The organism is Nocardia sp. NPDC049526 (assembly GCF_044465765.1).
GTDB lineage: Bacteria > Actinomycetota > Actinomycetes > Mycobacteriales > Mycobacteriaceae > Nocardia.
In genome coordinates this window covers 663,564-686,963 of record NZ_JBITMA010000003.1, presented here as the reverse complement: position 1 = coordinate 686,963, position 23,400 = coordinate 663,564, and the positions used below count along the sequence as shown (strand labels likewise).

Below are 23,400 nucleotides of genomic sequence, written 5' to 3'. Positions count from 1 at the left end.
GTTAGCTGTGAGGCCTCTAACTGGACTGCGACGGGATAACATCCGCGCTCTTGCATGATGGATCTTATGTTATCGGATGCGCTGTGACAAGCATCTCGTGCAGCACCGTTCGCGAATTGCGCCACAAACCGGCAGACGGTGGGAACTTCGCCTCTACCGCCGAGCCGCAATTTTGCACGTAGTACCACTTCAGGCCTCTGAGAACGGGTCGGGCCGAGAATGTGACCCACAAACGCTCCAAATTTTCCCGTCGAGAGCCGACAGGGAGCGTGGCCCACTTGCTGAACTCGATCCGGCCGTTCATAATGACTACTATGTTTATCTGGCGATACGCTATGGGCTTGGACCATCTTTGACAGCGCTGCCGACGCCCGGACCAGCATCGGCTGCGCCTACGCGTCGGGGCCGAGGACGCCGTCGGGCACCGGCATCGCGAGCATCATGATCTCCCCCGTAGAGTACGAGCGCCCCGGATGCATTAGTCGTAGGTGTTCCTGCACGGCCGGCACCAGATCGTCATCCGCTGCGACGATCATGGTTCCACAAGGGCAGTTCAGTTGATACGCCATTTAGACCTCCTTACCGAGCTCCGACTTCGTACTGTCTAATAGTCAAGAAAATGGACGTTTGTTTAGGCCGATTTGTGGCTCGACGATGCGGCAACCGAGGGAGACTCGATGGCGATGGTGAACCGGCAGGACTATTTCGATGCCGCGCTCGAGATGCTCGCAAAGTCGGGGTATGGCAACCTGCGTCTCACCAGCTTGTGCAAGTCGCTCGGAGTGACGTCCGGCTCGTTCTACAACTGGTTCAAGGACTGGAACGACTTCGTCACCCAGTTCCTCGATTACTGGAAGGCCGCGCAGACCGAGAATGTGGCCGACGAGGCAACGAGAATCGTAGATCCGCTCGCACGCTTGGACCGTATGCGCACGTTGGCGCGGGAAACGCCCCATGCGGCCGAGGTCGCCATGCGCGCGTGGAGTTCGACCGACAAACGCGTCGCCGACGTGCAGTATCACGTCGACCAGTTGCGATTGGAATTGATCGAGCAAACAATGTCCGATCTGAATATCTCACAGCCGCTCGCACACCGGCTAGCCGAGCTCGCCTTGAGCATTGTGATCGGCCACCAACACCTGGATCCGGCCGAGTTGGACTGGTCGCTTGCCCAGTTCATCGGCTTGGTGAGGTTGCACGCGGGAACGCAGGACAACCTCTGACGGGGACGACGACCACTCGGCTGGTCCAGGTCGACGACTTCATGTCGCGGGCGTCAGTCTCTTGATTCGCCGCCTCTCCGCGAAGTCGATCGCGGCCGGCCAGTCGGTTTCCCTCGCGATCATCGCGCGGTACTTCATGATGTCGGAGCGGCCGTTGACCGTGAGAGCACCGACCAGTCGATCACCCAGCCTGTACAGGGCGATCCATCGATCACTGTGCGCCGGATCGCCTTCCACGATCGCGATGTTATCGGCTGGATCCGCGATGCCGACGAACTGGATACGGCTCCCGTACCAGTCCGACCAGAAGTACGGGACAGTGCTGTAAGGCCTGCCTCGGCCGGTGATCGCATTACGCGCTGCATGCGAACCCTGATCGGCCGCGGCAGTCCAGTTCTCCATGCGCTGGCGCAATCCAAACGCAGGATTGGGCCAGTTCGCCACATCGCCGGCCGCGTAGACCCCGGCCGCACCGGTAAACAGGGTTGCGTCACAGACGATTCCGTCGTCGATGTGCAGACCCGAGCCGTGCAGCCATTCGGTGGCTGGTTGCATCCCGATCCCGACAACCACAACATCCGCCGGCAGACGCCGACCGTCGTCCAACACCACGTGCTGAACGTGGCCGACTCCACCGACCTCGGCGACGCCGGTCCCGCAAACAAGTGCGGTGCCATTGCGCTGGTGCAGGAGCGCGACCGCTGACCCCAAGCTTCCCACCGCACGCGCAAGGGGCGTCCGCTGGGCTTCCACAATCGTCACGTTTGCGCCGATTCTGGTTGCGGCGGAGGCTATCTCGGCCCCGATGAACCCTGCACCGACGACGACCACCTCGGCCCCCGTCGTGAGCTTGCGGCGAATACGCTCGGCGTCGTGCAGAGTCCGCAGCACGCATACGCCGTCGAGGCCCTGCGCATCGGGCAGGACCCTGGGATTTCCGCCGGTGGCGATGACCGCGGCGTCGTAGCCGATTTCCCGGCTGCCCACATACAGGTTGCGACCCACTGTATCCAGGGCCGTCGCCGCGGCGCCGAGACAGAGTTCGACGCCCAACTGGTCTGCGAGATATTCGCGTTCACAGAAGTAGGACACGGGCGCCGATCGGTCCTCGAGAAATGCCTTGGACAGAGGCGGTCGATCATAGGGCAGTGCATCCTCTGCCCCGACCAGGGTGATTCGACCCGCGAACCCGGACTTGCGTGCTGCTTCGACCGCCCGCAGACCGGCGAGCGAGCCGCCCACAACGACGAGTCGCTCTATCTCGACGTTGTTCATTTCTCGATCGACAGTGCGAAGGTTGGACAGCCGACGACTGCTTGCTCGATCATCTCGAGATCGCCGTCGGCGATATCCTCGATGAGGACTTCCAGATCACCGTCCTCGGTGACTTCGAAATAGTTCGGTGCAATGGATTCGCAGACGCCCAGCCCGGTGCACTTACCGTGATCCACCCTGATCTTCATCGTTTGCTCTCCTTTCTTCTACCGGACGCCGTGGCGTTTCCGGGTGTGCGCGATCAGAACATCCGCCGAAACAGTTTGAGAGCCCGTGCGCTGTAGGGCGGATACACGAACAGCGGATCGGGCCGCTGTGTCCGCGACAGCACCGACTTGGCGTGGCTCAATGACTTGAAGCCCGTCTCTCCGTGATAGGCGCCGATTCCGCTGGCGCCCACACCGCCGAACGGTAGCCCCGGTACCACGCAGTGCATAGCCACGTGATTGATCACGGCCCCACCGGCCGGGATGCGGTCGACCAGATGACGGGCCCGTGATCGGGAGCCGGAGAACACGTAAGCAGCCAAGGGTTTCGGCCGGCTATTGACTAACGCGACCGCGTCATCCATTGATCGCACACCGATCACCGGCAGGATGGGACCGAAGATTTCTTCTTTCATCAGGGGCTCGTCGAGACCCGGGTTCACAATGATGGTCGGATCGATGGTCAGACTCTCCTCGTCGCAGCCGCCACCATAAACGACCTTCCCTGCCGTCTCGCGTAAACCCTTCGCCAACCGCTGGTGCTGTCGTTGATTGACAACACGCAACCCTGCCGTGGCATCGGCACGAAATTGGCAGGCTACTTCGACGAGCTTGTCGACCAGGCGATCACGAACCGCATCGGAGACCAGGATGTAGTCGGGTGCGATACATGTCTGCCCGGAGTTCAACAACTTCACCCAGAGGATCCGGCGGGCCGCGACATCCAGATCGGCATCGGAATCAATCAGGACGGGGCTCTTGCCGCCGAGCTCGAGAGTGACCGGGGTAAGGGTGGGAGCCGCACCGGCCATGATGTGACGACCGACTTCCGTGCCACCGGTGAACAATGCATGATCGAAACCCGCGGCCAGTAGTTCCTGAGTGGTTTCGGCATCTCCCTCGACGACGCGTATTGCCTCGGCATCGAGATACTTCCCAACCAACTCGACCAGCAGCGACGAGGTGTGCGGTGCGTGCTCGGACGGCTTGATCACCGCACAGTTGCCCGCAGCCACCGCCGCGACCAGCGGTCCAAGGGTGAGATAGACCGGATAATTCCACGGTCCGATGATCAGGACCGTCCCCACGGGCTCATATTGCACCCACCCGCTGCCCGGAAGCTGGGTCAACGGGATACGGGCCCGCCTGCGGCGCATCCACCATCGCAGTCGTTTGCGTGCATATTCTGCCTCACCTCGCGTCGAGGCGATCTCGCCGAGCCAGGTTTCGACCGCGTTGCGGCCCAGGTCGGCTTCGAGTGCCTCGGCGATTCGCTCTTCCTCCTTCTCGACGAGATCGGCGATTCCATTCAGTTGCTCGAGCCGCCATCGGAGACTTTTCGTCCGGCCACTCGCATGAACCTCGCGCAGCTGTTCCCGGATCCGATGTCCGGCCGAAGGCGGGGTGGTTCCCGATGCTGTCGTCATCGCGTGCTCAGATCTCGGGCCGAGGAAAGAGCCCGGTCACCAAGGCCCCGGTGACTCCCCCGTCGACCGCGATCGCTTGTCCGTTGATCCATCCCGCTGACTCGGAAGCAAGGAACGCGATGACCTCGGCGATATCCTCGGGCGTGGCATGGCGGCCGACGAGATCTTTCACGCCATCGAGGGTTTCCTTGCCCATCGTCTCCTCGAAGTCACCGAGAATCGGCGTCTCCACCGGCCCCGGAAGGACCGCATTGATTCGTACCCCCTGCGCCGCCAGCCCGATACCCATCATCATCGCGTATACCGTTGTGACTTCTTTGGAGAAGTTGTAGGCGTTGCCCTCCGGGGTGTGTTCGGCAAACCAGCGCCGGCCTTCTTCGAAAGTATCGGTCGCCAACACGTCCTTGATCGCGTCCAGGCGGTCCGGCCAGCCGAACCCGGCAGAAGAGGAGACTATGACGACAGTTCCTCCCGAGAGCCTGTCCAGAAGCGATTCGGTGAGGTGACGAACGGCGAGGGCGTTGACCGCGAAAACCACATCTCCGGGCGCGGTTCCCGGAATACCTGCCACATTCAGCAGACCGTCGAAATTACCGTCCAACTGTGCGACCGCGGCATCGATGCTCGATTCGTCCGCGAGATCGACCTTGATGTGTCGGGTGACTTCCACGGCAGGATCGCGACGGTCCAGGCTGTACACCTCGGCTCCGCTATTGATCAATAGATCGGTCGTTGCGGCGCCGATGCCGGAGGCCGTGCCCGTGACGATAATTCGCTTTCCCTTGAAGTCTGACATTTCTTTCCTCACGTGTTATAAATTCAGCGCACCGTACAGGGCAACGATTTCACCGAGCGAATCAGGCATCCGGTCAGATATTCCGGTTCCCCCACCCTGAGGTTCGGGGCACGATGCAACAACTGGTCGAAGATCTCGCGGAGCTGAATTTTGGCAACAAAGTTACCCATACAGAAGTGCGGCCCTCGGCCGCCGAATGCGACGTGCGGATTGGGGTTCCTGGTGATGTCAAAGCTGTGCGGGTTATCGAATACTTTGGCATCGCGATTCCCGGAAGGGTATACCAGAACCACCCAGTCCCCTGCTTTCAAGCACTGTCCGGCAAGCTCCGTATCTTCGGTGACCGTGCGCCTGAAGGTCACTACCGGGGACGCGAAGCGCACAAATTCTTCGACAGCAGTGGCAATCCGGGCGTCGTAGTCCGTCAGCAGCAACTCGCGTTGCTCGGGAAACTCTTGGAATGCCATCATCGTCAGCGTCGTGGTATTCCGCGTCGTATCGTTGCCGGCTACGGACAGCAGCACGAAGAATGCGGCTATCTCATCGTCGGTGAGCCGCTGGCCGTCGACCTCGGCCTGTACGAGGGCGGACATGAGATCGGACTTGGGTGACGACCGCCGCCTAGCCGCGAAGTCCATCCCGATCATTAAAAGCTGGACCAACGCCTCGTTGAGCAACTCGAGCGGCGACCTCCCGCCCGCGACATCTTCATCGTTCCAAGCAACCATTTGCTCTGCGTAATAGGCAGCCTGCTCCCGCTGGTCCTCCTCGAGACCCAACATCTCATATACTGTCCACATCGGCAGCCTTTTCGATACCAGCTGGACGAAATCACCATCGGGAACCTCGAGCAAATCGTCGACTATGCGCCGAGCCTGATTCCTGATCTGCTCACGGATCTGTTCCACACGTTTAGGTGTGAACGCAGAGCTGACCATCTTTCGCAGGCGAGCATGCTTGGGATCGTCCATCCCCAGAAAGGACGATGCCGCTTCGAGCACGTCCTCGGGCAGCTCCTCCATGGTCACGCCCTGCGCGGAGCTGAAAATCTCCGGCCGCCTGCTGATGTGACAGATCATCTCGTGCGAAGTGGCCACCCACATCCCCGCGACGTCGGGGATGGTGAGCCCACCCTGCAGCGGCGCATGCCACGACAACGGGCGCTCGTTTCGCAGGATCTCGAAGGTCTTGTCACGTTCCTCCGCGGGCTGGGCCCAGAAACCCAATCCGGAAATATCCAACGGATCGTAAGGTCTGGGAGGCGCCAACTCGGCGGTCATACCTCGACCTCCTGATCAGAATCCTGCATAAGTTTGCGTTTCAAAATCTTTCCTGTCGCGGTCCGAGGGATCTCGTCGACGAATTCGATTTCGCGCGGCACCTTGAAGCCGGCCACCCTCTCACGAGCGCATGCGAGGATGTCCTCGACCAATTCGCTGCTGGGTTCCACACCGTCTTTGAGCTGAATGACGGCCTTCACGCGCTGGCCCATTTCCGCATCCGGGACACCGATGACCGCGACGTCGAATATTTTGTCGTGCAATGTGAGAGCGTTCTCGACTTCTTGCGGATATATGTTCACTCCGCCGGAGATGACGACGAAATCCTGACGCTCTGCGAGATACAGGTAGCCCTCGTCGTCGAGGTACCCCAAGTCGCCCACCGTTGTCCATGTCGGGTGCGTAGGGTGGATCGCCTTGGCGGTCTTTTCCGGATCCCGGTGGTATGAGAACGGCACAACATCACGTTCGAAGTAGATGGTGCCGACCTCACCGGCCGGCAGCTCAACTCCGGACTCATCGCACGCATGCGCGGTTCCCAACCCTCGCCTGCCGACCGATCCCGGCCTTTCCAGCCATTCCTGGGTCGAAATCATGTAGAGGCCGTGCTGTTCGCTGGCACTGTAATACTCGAACAGGATCGGGCCCCACCAGTCGATCATCGCCTGCTTCACCTCAGGCGGGCACGGCGCGGCAGCGTGTACTGCCATCTGGAGCGATGAGAGGTCGTACCGGTGTCGTACCGACTCGTCCAGCTGAAGCATCCGGACAAACATGGTCGGCACGAACTGAGCCAGGGTCACCTGATACTTCGCGATGGCCGCCAGCGCATTCTCCGCATCGAACTTCGGCATCTGCACGACGGTTCCGCCGAGAGCCTGGACGGCGGCGGCCCATTTGAGCGGAGCCGCATGGTATGCGGGCGCCGGTTGCAGATAGATGTCGGTGTCGCCGATGCCGAAGAACTGCGCCATCATCGTGACGATCGGATCCCCGGGCTCGTCGACCTGAGTGGATGGCAGCGACGGGCGAATCCCTTTGGGGCGTCCCGTTGTTCCCGACGAATAGAGCATGTCCGAACCGCGCGGCTGGTCGGTCAGTCTCGGCGCGCTGGTTTCGATCACATCCCGATAGGGAACGTGGCCTTCCAAAGTGCCCCCCACGACCACGCGATGTTCGACTGCCGGGGTGAGCCCGGCGATAGCCAACGCGAGCTCCTCCAGCGCGGCCGATACGAACAGCGCCCGCGCCTGGCAATCGTCGACAATGTAGGCGACCTCCGCCGGCGCGAGGTGCGAATTGATCGGCGTGATGTACAGCCCGGACCGAATTGCCGCCCAATAGATGGCGAAGACTTCGTTGATATTGTCTGCCAGCATCGCGATCGTATCGCCGCGTCGGAGTCCACGCGCGTACAGTTCCGCAGCGATGGCTGCCGACTGATCGTCGAGCTCCCGATAGGACATGGCCGCCCCGGAGTCGGACGCGATGACCGCGGGCTTGTCGGGGGTTTTCTGAGCAAAGATTCCTGGAAACATGTGTCGTACCGCCCTATACCAGCAGGTCGGTCCGACCGTCGACTTTGAGGCGTTCGACGTAGTTCGGCACCAGCTTCTTGGTCAACGGTGCCATCTTCAGCAGGGAGGCGATATTTCCCGACACCTTGACCTTGCCCTTCGCCATGGCCAGGGGAAGATTCACCTTTCCCTGCCAATAGGCATTCCCGGTATCGGCACTCATCTGCATCTCGGCAACATCACCGTCGTCCTCACCGACAGGCCGGATCTCTCCGGCACCCAAATCGATGATCAGGCTGACGTCCGGGTCGCTGTATGTGGTCCGTAACCGTGCACCCGTCGCGCGCAATTTCGGCCCCAGTTCGGGGTCGGCAAAGGCGTCCTCGAAGATCCCGCCCAGATACTTGACGACTTCGTCGGCGTTGGCAAAGCCCATTATTTTTACTCCTAGTTTCAACCGTGTAGCCCGTGGCTCGCCGTCACGAGGCGTTGCTGCGGTCGTCCACGTACCCGAGAACTCAGGTGTGACCCACATCTCGGTGACCTACGTCTCTAACATAGCAGTCATTATGTTCTGTGTCATCAGCTGGTTCGATGGTTGCGGCAAAGCAGCGACCAACGGCAAGGTTTCGGGAGCGATCACACGGCGGCGACCGACCAGGCTTCGACCGCGTGACTTGCCAAAACTACCAGTCCAGCCTGGTGTTACAGACAGGATGACGACTCGAGACCGGCGGTGCCGCGCCAAGCCGGAACGGCCGACTCCGCCACAGGGGAATTCTGAGACCAGGTGCACAGAGGGGGCTCCGAGCCAGAATAGATAATCTAGATTATGTTTTTGCATGGGCGTACCGGTTCTCACGCGGATGTTCGGCTCAGTGGATCGATCCCGGAGACCGAAACTGTCCAGCTGGACGACGCGACGTCATCCTCGCGTCACACGAACCGGCCGATGCGGGTCGCAACGAATCCTCGGCTTTCCGCAACCTATGCGAGCAACCAGGTCCCCGACCGAAGGAATGTTGCCGATCAACCGTGGGCCATTCACTTACGGCCCAATACCCGCCTCCGTATCGCCGAGCTGGTAGACCGTTCGTCCGCACGCGCCGGAGACGAGATCTCTCATCTCCGGGAATGCGTCGCCATTGCCAACGCGGCCAGGGTGCCGATCGAGATCAGCGTGTCCATCGTCGCGGTGGCGTGACGGGCGTTGGCCTACGCGGCCTTGTGAAACGGCAGCGCCCCCCAGATGACGACCGGCGCCGCCAACGTCAGCGACAACCACTGCCAGTTGGTGAGCTGCAGTGCCGGAATCATCGCCATGGCAATCACGGGCACGGTCAGCACCAGCGGCCGCTGCCGCAGAGCGGTGGTCGGATCCTGTTCTGCTGCAGCGGCCTCCGGGCCGGCCTCCGCTACCGGCGCCGGAAGAGCGGCCGTATAGCCGGTCGCTTCCACCGTGGCGATCAGCTCAGCTCCCCAGCCTGGACAGCGTTGAGTCGGCGTGCCCTTCTAGGTTTGGACCGGTCGGCGACCGGCGGCATGGACGCGCTGGGGTCCGGAAGCTTCCGAACCAGCCCCTCCAGCGCTTCTACCTGGCGTTTCGTGTTGTAGTAGCCTCCCCCAAGTTCCACCAAGTTGCGTCAATCCCAACCGGTTCCATCGGGCTCTGGCCACAGGCATAAGCCTTCTTGGACCGGGCACCTGTCGATTGGCCAATCGGGGTGGAGGTGTCGAACCGTTCGGTGGCTCACCCAAAACAGCGGTTCGCTCCGTTTCCATCTCCGATGTTCCCGTCCAAGGCTCAGAAGAGATAGGAACAGCGGGCGCCCGACGCGGGGGCGCGGCGCCGTTAGATTGGGTACATATCCACAACGACCAGGCGTTTCTCAGTTGCCCATGTTTTGCGTGCCCTGCCGAGGGAACGAACCTGCGACGGACGACCGCCAGGCCGTTCAACTGATTGGAAGGTCGGCCCGGAAACTTTGGTGTATTCCTGGTTACATACCAAGAAAAGAAGCAGGTCAAGCCCGACTAGCGGGCTTGACCTGCTGTTTCTGCTCCCCCATCTGGACTCGAACCAGAAACCTGCCGATTAACAGTCGGCTGCTCTGCCAATTGAGCTATAGGGGACTATCCTTTGGCTCGTCCGTATTGGGCGGGCCGAGGTGAAACTTTAGCGTATCGGCGCTTGCCTTCCCAAATCGCGTCTCTACCTGGAGACATGCGGGGGCTTCGGCGTGTCTGGGGGTGGCGCGCGGTCGGGGTGGATCCGGATCGACAGGCGTACCCGGCGTCGGGCAGGATGGTAGCCGCGCACAGGCACTTTGGGAGGAGCTCTACGAGATGCTGCGGTTGATCATCGGCATTGCGGCCGGATACGTGCTCGGCACGAAGGCCGGGCGGGGTCGCTATGAACAGATCAGTGCGGCGACCCGCGCGGTGACCGGAAGTCCGGTGACTCGCAAGCTGGTTCTCTTCGGGCGACAGAAGCTGTCGGACAAGCTCAGCACCCAGGCGAAGTTGGAGCCGATGGTGCCGCTGGACGAGCGGACAACGGTTCTGGTGCCGCAGGATCAGCTGCGCCGCTGAGTTCGCGGGCGACGAACCGGGGAAGCGTCGAGCCGCAGCTCAGGCCGGGGCGAAGTCGTCGTGATTCCCCATCGCCTGGGTGAGCAAACTCTTGCGGTACTGCTCCAACGCCACGAGATCGCCGAACAGCGCCATATAGGCCTCGGCCTGCTCGGTCGACGACACCCGCTGCAGCTTCGACTTCAGCTCCGCGATCTGGCGGCCGACCCAGGCCTCCTGCACACGAGCCAGCACCCCGGTGACGAACCGCGGAATGTCGTTGGCCGACTTCACCGGCATCTGCTCACCCGACAGCTCGGAGACCAGTGCACGCATGGTCAGATCGTCGGTGCCGTCGGACACGGCGTTGACCCACTCCGCTCCGCTGAGCCCGGATGCCGTGCCGCCGGCCTCGGCGATCATGGCACGAACGGCCGCGTAGGCCGGATGGGTGAAGGCCTCGGTCTCGATCGAATCGAAAACCGCACCGGCCATCGCCGGATACTGCAATGCCGCACCGAGCGCTTGCCGTTGCGGCAGCAGCGTCGGGTCGTTCGGGTTCGGGCGGGCGGCGGGATGTTCGGCGACGGCCGCGCTGGGCTGTGGCGCGCCGGCCGCCGGGCCACGGCCGCCCGCACTCCCACCGTTGCGATTGCGCTTGGCTTCCTCACCGACGCGCCGCACCACGGTCTGGATGTCGTCCCAGCCGACCCAACCCGCGAGCTTGGTCGCGTACGCCTTGCGCAGTGCGTTGTCCTTGATCTGCGCCACCACCGGCACGGCGCGGCGCAGCGCCTCGACCTGTCCCTCGGCGGTGTCCAGGTTGTGGTCGGCGAGTAGGCCGCGAATCACGAACTCGTACAACGGGGTTCGCCGGGCTACGAGATCACGCACGGCGCCGTCGCCGGAGCGCTGGCGCAGTTCGCACGGGTCCTGGCCGTCGGGGGCGATGGCGATGTAGGTCTGCCCGGCCAACTTCTGGTCGCCCGCAAAGGCTTTCAGCGCCGCCGCCTGTCCGGCCGCGTCACCGTCGAAGGTGTAGATGATTTCGCCGCGCCAGAAGTTGTCGTCCATGAGCAGCCGACGCAACAGGGCGAGATGTTCGTCACCGAAGGCGGTACCGCAGGAGGCGACGGCGGTTTTCACTCCGGCCAGGTGCATGGCCATCACATCGGTGTAGCCCTCGACCACCACCGCCTGGTGTCCCTTGGCGATCTCGCGCTTGGCGTGGTCCAGGCCGAAGAGCACCTGAGACTTCTTGTACAGCAAGGTTTCCGGCGTATTGATGTACTTACCGGGCATGGTGTCGTCGTCGAAGAGCTTGCGCGCACCGAAGCCGATGACGTCACCGCCGAGATTGCGGATCGGCCACAGCAGCCGCCGATGGAAGCGGTCGATCGGGCCGCGCTGCCCCTGCCGCGACAGCCCGGCCGCCTCGAGCTCCTTGAAGTCGAAGCCCTTGCGCAGCAGATGCTTCGTGAGCACGTCCCAGCCCGCGGGGGCGTAGCCGCAGCCGAATTGCTGTGCGGCATTGCCGTCGAAGTTGCGGTCGGTCAAATACCTGCGCGCCACCTCGGCGTCGGGCTCGCGCAGTTTGGCCATGTAGAACTCGTGTGCGGCGGCATTGGCGGCGACCAACCTGGCCCTGGTGCCGCGGTCGCGCTGCACCGAGGTGCCGCCGCCCTCGTAGTTGATCTGGTAGCCGATCCGATCGGCAAGCTGCTCGACCGCCTCGACGAAGCCGACGTGCTCGACCTTCTGCAGGAAGGCGAAGACGTCACCGCCCTCACCGCAGCCGAAGCAGTGGTACAGGCCATGGTTGGGCCGCACATGGAACGACGGCGACTTCTCGTCGTGGAACGGGCACAGGCCCTTCATGGAGTCCGCACCCGCCCGCTTCAGCGCGACGTACTCCCCCACCACATCCTCGATCCGGACTCGTTCGCGTATTGCCGCGATATCGCGATCTGGGAGTCGTCCGGCCACGGCGGTCAGTCTAGGCTAGTCCGGCCTCGACACGCCCAGCGGCTGGTCACGCGTCCACTCGCTCCAGTCGACTCTCGGTATAGGACGCGATCTGGTCGACGATTACCCGGACTCGCGCGGTGTCATCGGTCGCGGCGTGCCACCACGGGAGCAGCAGCGGGTCCAGCCCGTGCGGTGCCATCGCCAGCAGTCGGTTCGCGACCGCCTGAATCCGCTCGCGCTGCACGGCCTGACGCTGCTTGTGCACGAGATCGGACATTACGTAGCGCAGGGCGACGGTTTTGAGCATCGCGACCTCGGCGGCGACGATCGGCGGAACCTCGAGACCCGCGGCATAGCGGGACAACACCGCGCGCCCGGCGACCTCCCGGGTGGCCATGATCGCGGCCGTGGCGAACCGGCCGACCAGTTCACTCGTGAGGCGCTTCAACGCGACCGAACTGGCGAGGGTGCCGTCGTAGCAGGCGGCTTCGGCCACCACCGGCAGTTCGGAGAGCCGCTGGGCGGCACCGATCAGGTCGTCCACCGAAAGCGTGGGGTGCTGGCCGTGCCCGAGTTCGGCTAGTGCCGCCTGTTCGGACGGATCGGCGAGGGCCCGCAATTCGATGCGCCCGGCGATTACACCGTCCTCCACATCGTGCACCGAGTACGCGACATCGTCGGACCAGTCCATGATCTGGCATTCGAGGCTCTTGCGACGGTCCGGCGCATCCTTGCGCACCCATTCCAGCCGATCCAGATCGATATCGTAGGCACCGAACTTGGTGCCCGAACCTGTTCTGCCCCAAGGGTATTTGATGGCCGCGTCGAGTGCGGCGCGCGTGAGATTCAAGCCCGCGCTCGTGCCGTCCGCATCCAGCACCTTCGGTTCCAGCCGGGTGAGGATGCGCAGATTCTGCGCATTGCCCTCGAATCCGCCGTACGCGTCGGCGAAGACGTCGAGGGCCTTCTCGCCATTGTGGCCGTAGGGCGGATGGCCGATATCGTGCGCCAGTCCGGCCAGATCGACCAGATCCGGATCACAGCCGAGACCGTCGGCGATGCTGCGCCCGATCTGGGCCACTTCGATCGAATGGGTCAAGCGTGTGCGCGGGGTGTCACCATCACGAGGCCCCATGACCTGGGTTTTGTCGGCGAGTCTGCGCAGGGCCGCGGAGTGCAGCACACGAGCGCGGTCGCGGGCGAATTCGGTGCGGTGACCGGTTTCGAATTCACTGCGCGGCGGGCCGAGTCCGGCGGTCTTGGCTCCCTCTACCACCATTCGCTCGCGATCGTGCTCGGTATACATCGAATCTCACTGCCCCGCTGAGTATTTGAAGTCCGACGAGAAGTGCGTGAGCTGATACCAGAGCAAAGCGCCGGTCTCCCTTGCGATTCCGTGTGCCTGCGACTCTCTGGTGTAGACGGCGGGGCCGGTCCGGGTCGGCGCGGTCCAGGCCTCCAGCCCGGCATCGCGGGCCATGGTTCTGGTGCGCAGCGAATGCCACGGATCGCTGACCAGCACCGCGGAGGACATCTCGCGGGCACTCATGGCGGTCGCGACGGCCTCGATGCTGCGCAAGGTGTCCGAACCGGTTTCCACCGCGAGGATCCGGTCGCTCGGTATGCCGCGCTGCTCCAGATAGTTCTTGCCGGAGGCGGCCTCGGTGAACAGATCGCCCTCCTGCTTACCGCCCACGGTGATCACCTTCGGCGCCACACCGGCCTTGAAAAGTTTGTAGGCCTGGTCCAATCGCGCCTCGAACACTGTCGACGGGGTGCCCGAGTATTGCGCGGCGCCGAGTACGACGATCGCGTCGGCCTTGGTGTAGTCGTCGATTCGGGCGACCTGCCAGACCCGGAATGCCGTGCCGCCGACCAGCACCGCGCCCATCACGATCGCGCCCATGACCAGCCGTCGCGCCCAGCGCACCAGCCCGCCTCCGACGCTGCGGGATGCGCCGGATCCGGGAGCCGAGGCCAGGGTCGCCGAATTCATCTCACCAAGTTTGCCAGGTCACCCTCGACGAGAACGTAACCGACGGATATCGATCGGCCCACACTTACCTTTCGGTTAGTACTGAACTTATTAGTCAGTACTTGTCGATAGCGCAGTGAGTATCAAGAATGAATTCCGGCGCCGAACCAGCATCTCGACACTTTGAGGAGTGGACAAATGACGACATCCGTGACGGTCCTCGGGCTCGGCGCGATGGGACAGGCGCTGGCCGCGGCGTTCGTACGGGCCGGACACCCGACGACAGTATGGAACCGCAGTGCCGGTCGGGATACGGAACTCGTTGCGGCAGGAGCGAAGTCGGCACAGGGCGTGGTCGAGGCGGTGACCGCGAGCGACCTCGTGGTGGCCTGCCTGTTGGACCACAGCTCCGTGCACGAGGTACTCGACCCGGTAGCCGATATCCTGGCCGGCCGCGCGCTGGTCAACCTGACCAGCACCGAGCCGCGCGGATCGCGCGAACTGGCCGAATGGGCGGCGACCCACGGCATCGACTTCCTCGACGGCGGCATCATGGCCGTCCCACCGATGATCGGCCGGCCCGGCTCGTCCGTGCTCTACAGCGGCTCCCGTGAGCTCTTCGACAACAATCGAGCAACTCTCGAATTACTCGGCAGCACAGAGTATTTCGGCGCGGACGCCGGGCAGGCCGCACTGGTCGACTTCGCCCTGCTCGCCGGGATGTACGCCATGTTCGCGGGCTTCTATCACGGCGCCGCCATGGTTCGCACGATCGGCATGTCGGCCGAGGAATTCGGCCAACGAGCGTCCGGCTGGATCGCCGCGATGACCGGATCACTCCCGAGGGCCGGAGCCACCATCGACTCCGGCGATTACTCGAAACCGTTCCAGCCCTTGGATTTCACCAAGGCCGCCGTGGACGCCATCGTGTCGGCCAGCCGCGATGCGGGCGTCGACCTGGACATCGTCGGCGCGATCAAGAATCTCGTCGATCGCCAGGTCGCCGACGGCTACGGCGCGGACAGCAGTGAGCGGATGTTCGAAAGCCTCAACCCGCGCGCCGCATGAGACCTACCAGCCGCGTTCACGCCATTCGCCGAGGTGCGGGCGTTCGACGCCGAGCGTTGTGTCGTCACCATGACCCGGATAGACGACGGCGTCGTCCGGGTAGCGATCGAAGATCTTGGTGCTGACGTCGGTGTAGAGGGAGTTGAAATCTTCCGGGTTGGTCGTGCGGCCGACTCCGCCTGGGAATAGGGAGTCGCCGGTGAACAAGTGGACGCCCGGGCCGTCTATCAGGGCGAGGGCAACCGAGCCGGGGGTATGTCCGCGCAGGTGGACGACCTCGAAGGCCAGGTCGCCGACCTCGATGAGGTCGCCGTCGGCGAGTAATCGGTCGGGGCGCACCGGGAGCGGTTCGGCATCGAGTGGATGCGCGGCGGTCGGTGCGCCGGTGGCGGCGGCGACCTTTTCCAGGGCCCACCAATGGTCCCGATGCTGATGGGTGGTGACGACCAGGGCGACGCGGCCCGGCGTCTCCTGGTCGACGAGTTCGATTATGCGGTCGGCTTCGTTGGCGGCGTCGATGAGCAGTGCCGCGCCGGTGGCGGTGCACTGCACGAGATAGCAGTTGTTGTCCATGCCACCGACGGACATTTTGATAATGCGGGCACCGGGGACGTCCCGCTGTTGCGGATTCGATCCAGGGGACACGTGACCGGTGTACGGCAGGTCGATCGTGATCACGCTTCGATGCTAGCGAGCTAGATTCATCCCATGCCGTTGATAGCGCCGATTCGTCGAATCCGCTGGTTCGCCGCGGTGGTCCTCAGCGTGGCGTTTCTCTGTGTCGCGCCGGTCGGTGGCACGGTCGGCGCCGAGCCACCGCTGCGGATGGGACCGTATGTCGTCGACTCGGCGCAGGTGCTCGATCAAGGTCAACTCGATCGGGTGTCAGCGGCGGTTGACGATCTCTACGCCGATCAGCAGATCCGGCTCTGGATTGCCTATGTGCACGATTTCAACGGGATGAGTCCGCAGGCGTGGGCCGATCGCACCGCGGCCATGTCCGGATTCGGTGGGCGTGATCTGTTGCTGGCCGTTGCCACCCAGGATCGCGCGTATTGGTTCAAAGGCGAGTTGCCCAGCAGTGTCAGCGATTCGGAGTTGGACAGCGTATTGACCCGCGATATGGAGCCCGCGCTGCGCAACGGCCAGTGGGCCGACGCCGGGGTCGCGCTGGCCGACGGACTGGATTCGGCGATGCGCGGCGGCGGGGTCAGCCTACGGACGCTCCTGCTCGTCGCCCTCCCGATCGTGCTGATTGTCGTTGGGCTGGTGCTGTATTCGCGCAAGCGGCGCGCCGACCGCAGGCGTACCGAGTTGGCGGCGGCACGGCAACTGGATCCCGATAATTCCACCGCGCTCGCGGCATTGTCACTGGATGCATTGCAAGACCGGTCGAAGGAGGTGCTGGTCGAGATCGACAATGCCGTGCGGACCAGCGCCGAGGAGTTGGAGTTGGCGACCGGTGAATTCGGCGATACCGCGGTCACTCCGTTCAGCACCGCCCTGGCGAATGCGAAATCGGCTGCCGCCAAGGCATTCTCGATCAGGCAGCAGCTCGATGACAATATTCCCGAGACGCCGGATCAGCAGCGCACCATGCTGGTCGATCTGATCGGTACGGTCGGGCGGGCCGATCGGGAACTCGACGCTCAGGTGGCCGAATTCGATGCGATGCGGGATCTGCTCATCAACGCGTCCGCCCGCTTGGACGGGTTGACAAGGGATTTGGTCGAATTGACCGGGCGCACGCCGAGTTCGGAGACCGAACTCACCCGGCTCACCACCGCATATCCGGCCAGTGTGCTCGCGCCGGTTCGAGACAACGTGACCATGGCGCGCGAGCGAATCACCTTCGCGGAGCAGAACATCGACGCGGGACGCGCTGCCCTCACTCAACCGGTCGGCAAACAGGGCGGCGCGGTTGCCGCGATCCGGGCCGCGGAAGGCGCAGTGGGACAGGCTCGCACGCTGCTCGATGCCGTCGACAATGCGGCGACGAATATCCGACAGGCGGCCGATGGGCTGCCCGCGGTACTCGCCGAGCTGCGCGCGGATATCGCTACCGCGCAGGAGCTGTCGGGCTATGGCGGTGTCGATCTGCACGCCGCCATCACGGCGGCGGAAACGGCCCTGACCATCGCCACCGCCACCGCGACCAGCGACCCATTGGACGCCTTCCACGACGCCGTCGCGGCCGATAACGCACTGGACCTGGCCAATGCCGCCGCCACCGACCGCAAACTGGCCGCCGAGGACCTACAGCGCCGACTCGACCGGGCGCTGACCGATGCCCGCGCCCGGATCGGCGCGGCAGCCGATTACATCAACACCCGACGCGGCGGCATCGACGCACAGGCACGCACCCGCTTGTCCGAGGCACAGCGCAATCTCGATTCGGCACAACAGCTTTCCACCAGCGATCCGGCGCGGGCACTCACCAGCGCGCACACCGCCGCCGACCTGGGTGCTCGCGCATTGCAGGAGGCACAGGCCAGCGTGCGGGCCTGGGAGAACAGCCAACCGCCATCGGGCACGGCGCAGGCGGGTGCGGTACTCGGCGGAATACTGATCGAGGGACTGCTGCGCGGCGCGGGCAACGCCACCGGCCGACACTCCGGCGGCTACACCCCCGGTTCGTTCGGCGGTTCCAGCGGATCCCGCCGCATCAGCCGGGGCGGCCGGTTCTGAGGGTTGACCCCGACACCGTGTGAGGCCACTCCGAACTCCAGGAGCCCGTCCACACCTGACAGCCGCGGTCAGATCTCGAGGGTGACGGTGTGAAAGCCGGTTGGGCCGGACGGGAAGGGTGAGCGCGGGGTGCCGTCTTGGATCTCGCCGGAGCGGCTGATGGCGCGGGCCTGGATGGTGTGTTCGCCTGCGGGCAGGTCGAGGGTGGTGCGCCAGCGGCGCCAGGCGGCGGGGGCGAGTTCGGTGCCGAGATCGACTGGGCGCCAATCTCCTTCGTCGATGCGGAGCTCGACGGACTCGACGCCGTGCGGCGGCGCCCAAGCCACCCCGGCAATGCCGGCAGCGGTACGGCCTGGCGTGGCGACGTCGATGCGGGCCTGCGGTGTCACCCAGATCGGATCCGACGGCCAACCGCGCTTCCACCAGTAGTCGATGTGGCTGTCGTCGGTGAGTTCCAGTTCGGCAAGCCATTTCGCGCCGGTGTACTGGCCGTAGAGGCCGGGCACGAAGACGCGGGCCGGGAATCCGTGCTCGGGGGCGAGCGGCTCGCCGTTCACGCCGATCACCAGATATCCGGGCCACGCGCCGGAGCGCAGCGGTTCCACCGGCAGTGAGATGGTGTAGCCGTCGACGGCCCTGGTCACCAGCCGGGTCGCACCGGTTTCGGGAATCGCGTGCGCGAGCAGCTTGGCCAGCGGAACCCCGTACCAGCGGCCGTTACCCGCGCGACGCTCACCGGGCCGATTGTGCACACAAACCATGACCGCATCGAATTCCACTGCGTCCGTGGCCAATTCGGCCAGGGACAGGCGCAACGGATGCGCGACCTTGCCGGTGACCGACAGCCGCCAGCGCGTCGGATCGATCCGCGGCGGACTCAGATTGACATCGGCGACATAGAAACTCCGGTTCGCGGTGATCAGCGACGACAGTCCGGGCTCGTCCTCCAGGCCGTCCTGCGGCACCATCGAAATCCCGCCCAGCGGACCGACCCGACGGATCGCATCGCGCTGCCTGCGGTCGTAGTCACCTATCAGCGCCCGCGCCCCGGCCAGCAGTCCGGCACCGGCGCCCGCCCACAGCAGTGCGCCGAACAGCCCATGCGGGCGCCTGCGCAATCCGAGACCGAGCACACCCGCGGCGGCGGCCGCACCGGCGACGGTAGCGGGCGAGCGGGTCGGTCGACGAAAGCCCAAAGCGGCCGCGGCGGCACCGAAGGCGGCGACGGCGGGCGTACGCGCCTGATCGGACAGCGCTGCGAGCCCGACGGACGCCGCGACCGCACCGACCCCGACGCCTAGGCGCGTCACGGCCTTATCGTGCTTGCCGGACAAGGCGACGGTCGTCTCGACCACCGGCACCGGCGCGGTATCGGCCATGACCCGGCCGACGGCGTCGATCAGCGAATCACCGCGCGAAGCCGCGATCAACTCGCCGACGCCGAGCGCCCCGACACCGATCGCGGCGGCACCGAGCACACCCCCGCGCTCTTCGTTGGTCCGCACCGTTCGAACACCCGCTTTCCTCGATCACAACGCCTTCACTACGAACCTACCGCCCCTCACTCCCGCAGGGCCTCGGTGAACCGGGCCAACAACTCTCGCAACTGTTCGCGCTCCTGCGCGCTGAAGGCGGCGGCCACGCGGCGCTCGATGGCGGCGGCCTTGGCATCGGCCTTGGCGAAGGCTTTGCGCCCCGCGGGGGTCAGGCGGGTTTCGAGCACACCGCGGTGCCAGGGATGCGGTGTGCGTTCCACGAAACCGCGCTCCTGCAAGTTCTTGAGCACCACTGTCATCGCCTGCGGCGTCACCATGCATTCCCGGGCGAGGGCGGCGGCGGAAACGCCCGGGTTCTCCGACAGCGCGTAGAGCGCCGCGTACTGCGGCACCGTAAGCGGTTTGACCGCCTCGTGTTTGACGGCCATCAACTCCTGCTCGGCGCGCTTGAGGTCCAGACCGAGCCGCTGCTCCGCAGGCAATTTCATAAGTGTCAAAGATAGCTGAACTATCAAAGCCTTGATAGTCTTTGAAGCATGGACAATCCCGTAATCCCCGAGAGCCACGCCGATTTGCTATCGCGACCGCTGTTCGCCCATCTCGCAACGCTGAACCCGGACGGCACTCCACAAGTGACGCCGGTATGGCAGGTGTGGGATGGCGGGCGCCTGCGCTTCACGACCACGATCGATCGACGGAAGGCCGTCAATACCAAGCAGAATCCCGAAGTCGCGGTGAGCATCAACGATCCGGAGAAGCCCTACCGCTACCTCGAGGTCCGCGGCGTCATCGAGGCCATCGAACCCGATCCGAACGGGGAATTCTTCGATGTGCTCGCGCGCCGCTACGACCTGCCGTATCAGCGTCCGGTCGCCGACCATCCGCGCCGGGTCGTGCTCGTCATGCGCCCGACACACGCCACTTACCAGTAGCGGCAGGCGCCCTCAGGAGCTCACGGCCTCCTCCGCGAGGGCCGTCAATTCGTCGCGCACCGCGGGCACGAGCCGGTCGGCATCGCCGCCGAGCACGCCGACGGTCAGTCGGCCCTCGAAGGTGTAGACCAGGAAGGTGACTGCCGCCGAGGCGCCCGCGGAGGGACGCGGATGAGCGGAGACGTAAACGATCTCGTAGTCGGTGAGCGCGATATTCGCGGGAATGCGGAAGGCGGGCACGGCACCGGTATTCGTCACCGCGACGTGTCCGGCCAGGGAGTGGATCCGGGTTGGGCCGAAGTAATCCGGGAAGTGCAGCACCGACTGCTGAACGATGCCCTCGGCCAGATCATGTCGCAATCGGGCCGAAATGTGTTGGGCCAATTCGAGGATGTCCGCGGAGAGGTCGACCGCCGCGGCGAACGAGGCCAGACCCGCCATATTGGTGCCTTCCGCGCGCGCGACCGGCGGGTCGAGGCGGGTGCGCATATCCACCGGATACAGACAGCCGAGCGGCACGGGATCGCCGGTGGCCCTGGCCTTTTCCGAGGCGAATGCGCGCAGCAGGGCGGCGGTGACCACGCCGTTGACGGTCACTCCCGGATAGCGCCCGAGACCGATGATGCGGGCGCTCGCCTGCTCGTCCAGGATGATCCGCCGCGGCTGGACCAGCGCGGCGGGCGCGGGAATCGCGGGTGCGCGCGGAATGACCACGGGCTCCAGCGGCTTGGTCACATCCTCGAAACCGGAGACCGAAGAGCGGGCGATCCCGCGCGCCGACACATGCCATTCCAGCGATTGCGGATAGTCGTGCGGCACAACGGTTGTCGTACCGGATTCGACGTAATCGGTGTAGAAGTCCCATAGTCGGGCGAGGAGTTCGACGCAGTGGCCCGCGTCGGCGATGCTGTGGTGGGCGAAAAGTGTCACACGCGAGCGGCCGCGCTCGGAGCGCACAACATCCAGGTATGCCAGCTGTCCCGCCGGATCGATCGGCTCCGGAATGCGGATGGCGTCCGGATCACCGAGGCTCGCCGTCATGCCGATCTCCGGGGCCTCGCCACGTCGTAGCAGATAGCCGCGGCCGGTCGCGTCCTCGCTGATCCGGCAGGTCACCACCGGATAGGCACGCTGTAGTGCGGTGAAGGCCGCCCCCAGCGCATTCGTATCGAGATCACCGACGACCGTGACGGATCGTCCGGTGTAGGTCCCCGCGCGCACGAAACGTTGTTCCGACGCACCCAACACCCGCACCAAAACCTCCTTATCCCACAACACATCGCTCAGGGTGCGGCAACTACAGACCGGGGCGCAATCCCGGAGCCACTCCGACTGAGAGAGACTGCCCACATGAGTCCCGCCGCACACATCAGTCTTACGACGCATCTGGAAGAGCTCGGTTTTCCGTTGGTGGTAGGCCAGTTGGCGCATCCGACGGTGGCGGGCATCGCCGAGGGCGATCTGCCCGAACCGGTCTTCCGGTCCTGGCTCGAACAGGACTATCTGTTCCTGCTGGACTATGTGCGGGTGTTCGCCCGGCTGGCCTGGCAGGCACCCGCGTCACATCTGGGCGATCTGGTGGATCTCGCGCACGCGACGTACCACGAGGAGCTGTCCCTGCATCGGTCGCTGGCCGCCGAATTCGGCGCGGATCTCGATGGTGCGACGAAGGGTGCGCCGTGCGCGGCATACATCGCATTTCTGCTGGAGTCGGCCGCGTCCTATGCCGACGGACTGGCGGCGCTGTACCCGTGCATGTGGGGCTATTCGACCCTCGGCACAATGCTGGCCGAGAATCCGCCGTCGGAACCGCGCTACCGACGCTGGGTCGACACCTACGCCGACCCCGGATTCGCGGCGCTCACCCGCCGCTGTGGGCAGATGCTCGATGAGGCGGGTGGCGACCCGGCGCGTGCAGAAGCGCTATTTCTGCAGGGCATGCGCCACGAATACGAGTTCTGGGACGTGCCGGGCTAGGGGTGCAGCACGATCTTGCCGCGCGTGTGGCGCTGCTCCAGTTCGCGATACGCCTCCTGGACCTTGTCGAGCGGATAAACAGCCGCGATGGGTACCTCCACCGTGCCTGCGGCGGCCAGATCGGCAAGTTCGGCAAGCACATCGATGGTGCCCGCGGCGGCATTGCCGTCGGTCTTCACGCCGTACCTCTCGGTGGCCTCCCAGTTGATAATGGTGTCGATGCGTTCGACCGCAATGCCGAGTTCGATTGCGATATCGACATATTCGGCACCGAATGTGTCGATGAACGCGTTCACGCCCTCGGGGGCGGCCGCACGGATCCGGTCGATCAGCCCCTCGCCATAGGCCACCGGAATCACCCCGACCTTGCGCAGCCAATCGTGATTGACCTCGCTCGCGATGCCGAGAACCGTTGCGCCCCTGGCCCGCAGGAGTTGTACGACGATCGAGCCGACGCCGCCCGCCGCACCCGAGACCGCGACCGTATCGCCCACTCGCGGATCCACAGCCCGCACGGCGGCGAAAGCCGTTGTCCCGGCGACATACAACGATCCGGCGACATCCCAATCCAGTTTCGAGGGCTTGAGCGTCACCTGCTCGGCGGGCACCACAACGTGGGTGGCATGACTGGCCCGCTCATCGGTGAATCCGAGCACCTCGGCACCGATCTCGATCCCGCCGACGCCCGAGCCGATCTCGACGATGCGACCCGCGAAATCGGTACCCTCACCCGAAGGAAAGGTCGCGGGCCAACGCTCGTGCAGCGCACCCGAACGGATATACCCCTCCCCCGGATTGATACCGGCCGCGACGACCTCGACGACGACCCGACCGGGTCCCGCCTTCGGCGTCGGTACCTCGACCACCTTCAGCTCTTCGATTCCGCCATAACGATCGAACTTCACAGCTCTTGCCATATCCGGCTCCCGCCTACTCGGTGACATACGCCGTCAACCGAGTAACCCCGCAGGAAATTTCCATGCACCGACGATCTTCGCGAC

At 64.4% G+C, this 23,400-nt stretch carries 23 protein-coding genes, 1 tRNA gene and 1 pseudogene; 7 read left to right on the top strand and 18 right to left on the bottom strand.

Annotated elements, in window-relative coordinates; genetic code table 11:
- Positions 1-392: 392 nt before the first annotated feature.
- Complete coding sequence (locus tag ACIBW7_RS12720; RefSeq protein ID WP_387288326.1) at positions 393-569, bottom strand: hypothetical protein; 177 nt, start codon at positions 567-569, stop codon at positions 393-395.
- 108 nt (positions 570-677) lie between these two features.
- Between ACIBW7_RS12720 and ACIBW7_RS12715 the strand changes: the two genes are divergently transcribed.
- Positions 678-1,223, top strand: a complete 546-nt coding sequence (locus ACIBW7_RS12715) for a TetR/AcrR family transcriptional regulator (RefSeq protein ID WP_387288328.1) — start codon at positions 678-680, stop codon at positions 1,221-1,223.
- Positions 1,224-1,262: 39 nt separating this feature from the next.
- Here the strand turns inward: ACIBW7_RS12715 and ACIBW7_RS12710 are convergent, their stop codons facing one another.
- The 7 genes from ACIBW7_RS12710 to ACIBW7_RS12680 are packed head-to-tail and all read right to left on the bottom strand — an operon-like array spanning position 1,263 to position 8,160.
- The gene (locus tag ACIBW7_RS12710) at positions 1,263-2,498 is read right to left on the bottom strand and encodes an NAD(P)/FAD-dependent oxidoreductase (protein WP_397046387.1); all 1,236 of its coding nucleotides are present in this window, start codon (positions 2,496-2,498) and stop codon (positions 1,263-1,265) included.
- Positions 2,495-2,686 carry a ferredoxin gene (locus tag ACIBW7_RS12705; RefSeq protein ID WP_397046386.1) on the bottom strand — a complete coding sequence of 64 codons (192 nt, stop codon included), beginning with the start codon at positions 2,684-2,686 and terminating at the stop codon, positions 2,495-2,497. The genes ACIBW7_RS12710 and ACIBW7_RS12705 overlap by 4 nt, the downstream gene beginning before the upstream one ends.
- Before the next feature lie 53 nt (positions 2,687-2,739).
- On the bottom strand, positions 2,740-4,131 hold the full coding sequence (locus ACIBW7_RS12700) for an aldehyde dehydrogenase family protein (RefSeq protein WP_397046385.1): 1,392 nt from the start codon (positions 4,129-4,131) through the stop codon (positions 2,740-2,742).
- Between the two features lie 7 nt (positions 4,132-4,138).
- The gene (locus ACIBW7_RS12695) at positions 4,139-4,927 is read right to left on the bottom strand and encodes a coniferyl-alcohol dehydrogenase (protein ID WP_397046384.1); all 789 of its coding nucleotides are present in this window, start codon (positions 4,925-4,927) and stop codon (positions 4,139-4,141) included.
- 23 nt (positions 4,928-4,950) lie between these two features.
- Positions 4,951-6,207, bottom strand: a complete 1,257-nt coding sequence (locus ACIBW7_RS12690) for a cytochrome P450 (RefSeq protein ID WP_397046383.1) — start codon at positions 6,205-6,207, stop codon at positions 4,951-4,953.
- The gene (locus ACIBW7_RS12685) at positions 6,204-7,745 is read right to left on the bottom strand and encodes an acyl-CoA synthetase (protein ID WP_397046382.1); all 1,542 of its coding nucleotides are present in this window, start codon (positions 7,743-7,745) and stop codon (positions 6,204-6,206) included. The genes ACIBW7_RS12690 and ACIBW7_RS12685 overlap by 4 nt, the downstream gene beginning before the upstream one ends.
- A 13-nt stretch (positions 7,746-7,758) precedes the next feature.
- On the bottom strand, positions 7,759-8,160 hold the full coding sequence (locus tag ACIBW7_RS12680) for an SCP2 sterol-binding domain-containing protein (RefSeq protein ID WP_387288342.1): 402 nt from the start codon (positions 8,158-8,160) through the stop codon (positions 7,759-7,761).
- A 516-nt stretch (positions 8,161-8,676) separates the two neighbouring features.
- Here ACIBW7_RS12680 and ACIBW7_RS12675 point away from each other — a divergent pair.
- Positions 8,677-8,928 (top strand): hypothetical protein, encoded by a 252-nt coding sequence (locus ACIBW7_RS12675; protein WP_397046562.1) that lies wholly within the window; start codon positions 8,677-8,679, stop codon positions 8,926-8,928.
- On the opposite strand, the pseudogene ACIBW7_RS12670 reads toward ACIBW7_RS12675, so the two are convergent.
- Positions 8,856-9,197: pseudogene (locus tag ACIBW7_RS12670) on the bottom strand (heavy metal translocating P-type ATPase); the annotation flags it as partial. The gene ACIBW7_RS12675 and the pseudogene ACIBW7_RS12670 sit on opposite strands and share 73 nt — an antisense overlap.
- A 587-nt stretch (positions 9,198-9,784) precedes the next feature.
- Positions 9,785-9,857: transfer RNA gene (locus tag ACIBW7_RS12665), tRNA-Asn, on the bottom strand.
- A gap of 213 nt (positions 9,858-10,070) precedes the next feature.
- Between ACIBW7_RS12665 and ACIBW7_RS12660 the strand changes: the two genes are divergently transcribed.
- Positions 10,071-10,316 (top strand): hypothetical protein, encoded by a 246-nt coding sequence (locus ACIBW7_RS12660; RefSeq protein WP_040688111.1) that lies wholly within the window; start codon positions 10,071-10,073, stop codon positions 10,314-10,316.
- Positions 10,317-10,355: 39 nt separating this feature from the next.
- On the opposite strand, the gene dnaG is transcribed toward ACIBW7_RS12660, so the two are convergent.
- From dnaG to ACIBW7_RS12645, 3 genes are read right to left on the bottom strand one after another with little or no spacing between them, the layout of a single operon-like run.
- Positions 10,356-12,281, bottom strand: a complete 1,926-nt coding sequence (gene dnaG, locus ACIBW7_RS12655; RefSeq protein ID WP_397046381.1) for a DNA primase — start codon at positions 12,279-12,281, stop codon at positions 10,356-10,358.
- 46 nt (positions 12,282-12,327) lie between these two features.
- Positions 12,328-13,569, bottom strand: a complete 1,242-nt coding sequence (locus tag ACIBW7_RS12650; RefSeq protein ID WP_397046380.1) for a deoxyguanosinetriphosphate triphosphohydrolase — start codon at positions 13,567-13,569, stop codon at positions 12,328-12,330.
- A gap of 6 nt (positions 13,570-13,575) precedes the next feature.
- The gene (locus ACIBW7_RS12645) at positions 13,576-14,259 is read right to left on the bottom strand and encodes a YdcF family protein (RefSeq protein ID WP_397046379.1); all 684 of its coding nucleotides are present in this window, start codon (positions 14,257-14,259) and stop codon (positions 13,576-13,578) included.
- A gap of 177 nt (positions 14,260-14,436) precedes the next feature.
- Between ACIBW7_RS12645 and ACIBW7_RS12640 the strand changes: the two genes are divergently transcribed.
- Positions 14,437-15,306: an NAD(P)-dependent oxidoreductase gene (locus ACIBW7_RS12640; protein WP_397046378.1), complete on the top strand. Its 870-nt coding sequence runs from the start codon at positions 14,437-14,439 to the stop codon at positions 15,304-15,306.
- Between the two features lie 3 nt (positions 15,307-15,309).
- Here the strand turns inward: ACIBW7_RS12640 and ACIBW7_RS12635 are convergent, their stop codons facing one another.
- Positions 15,310-15,984 (bottom strand): MBL fold metallo-hydrolase, encoded by a 675-nt coding sequence (locus ACIBW7_RS12635; protein ID WP_397046377.1) that lies wholly within the window; start codon positions 15,982-15,984, stop codon positions 15,310-15,312.
- A gap of 30 nt (positions 15,985-16,014) precedes the next feature.
- Between ACIBW7_RS12635 and ACIBW7_RS12630 the strand changes: the two genes are divergently transcribed.
- The gene (locus ACIBW7_RS12630) at positions 16,015-17,994 is read left to right on the top strand and encodes a TPM domain-containing protein (protein ID WP_397046376.1); all 1,980 of its coding nucleotides are present in this window, start codon (positions 16,015-16,017) and stop codon (positions 17,992-17,994) included.
- Positions 17,995-18,062: 68 nt separating this feature from the next.
- Here the strand turns inward: ACIBW7_RS12630 and ACIBW7_RS12625 are convergent, their stop codons facing one another.
- Both ACIBW7_RS12625 and ACIBW7_RS12620 read right to left on the bottom strand, forming a co-directional pair.
- Positions 18,063-19,499 (bottom strand): molybdopterin-dependent oxidoreductase, encoded by a 1,437-nt coding sequence (locus ACIBW7_RS12625; protein ID WP_397046375.1) that lies wholly within the window; start codon positions 19,497-19,499, stop codon positions 18,063-18,065.
- A 56-nt stretch (positions 19,500-19,555) separates the two neighbouring features.
- Positions 19,556-19,978, bottom strand: coding sequence for a MarR family winged helix-turn-helix transcriptional regulator (locus ACIBW7_RS12620; RefSeq protein WP_397046374.1), 423 nt, complete (start codon positions 19,976-19,978; stop codon positions 19,556-19,558).
- A gap of 48 nt (positions 19,979-20,026) precedes the next feature.
- Here ACIBW7_RS12620 and ACIBW7_RS12615 point away from each other — a divergent pair, with 48 nt between their 5' ends.
- Positions 20,027-20,422 carry a PPOX class F420-dependent oxidoreductase gene (locus tag ACIBW7_RS12615; RefSeq protein ID WP_040688039.1) on the top strand — a complete coding sequence of 132 codons (396 nt, stop codon included), beginning with the start codon at positions 20,027-20,029 and terminating at the stop codon, positions 20,420-20,422.
- Positions 20,423-20,434: 12 nt separating this feature from the next.
- Here ACIBW7_RS12615 and ACIBW7_RS12610 read toward each other — a convergent pair whose 3' ends face one another.
- Positions 20,435-21,700, bottom strand: coding sequence for an acyltransferase (locus ACIBW7_RS12610; protein WP_397046373.1), 1,266 nt, complete (start codon positions 21,698-21,700; stop codon positions 20,435-20,437).
- Positions 21,701-21,772: 72 nt separating this feature from the next.
- Here ACIBW7_RS12610 and ACIBW7_RS12605 point away from each other — a divergent pair, with 72 nt between their 5' ends.
- Entirely contained in the window at positions 21,773-22,399 is a 627-nt protein-coding gene (locus ACIBW7_RS12605) for a TenA family protein (protein ID WP_397046372.1), read from the top strand.
- Here ACIBW7_RS12605 and ACIBW7_RS12600 read toward each other — a convergent pair.
- Positions 22,396-23,316, bottom strand: a complete 921-nt coding sequence (locus tag ACIBW7_RS12600; RefSeq protein ID WP_397046371.1) for an NADP-dependent oxidoreductase — start codon at positions 23,314-23,316, stop codon at positions 22,396-22,398. The genes ACIBW7_RS12605 and ACIBW7_RS12600 overlap by 4 nt on opposite strands.
- Positions 23,317-23,400: the final 84 nt, after the last annotated feature.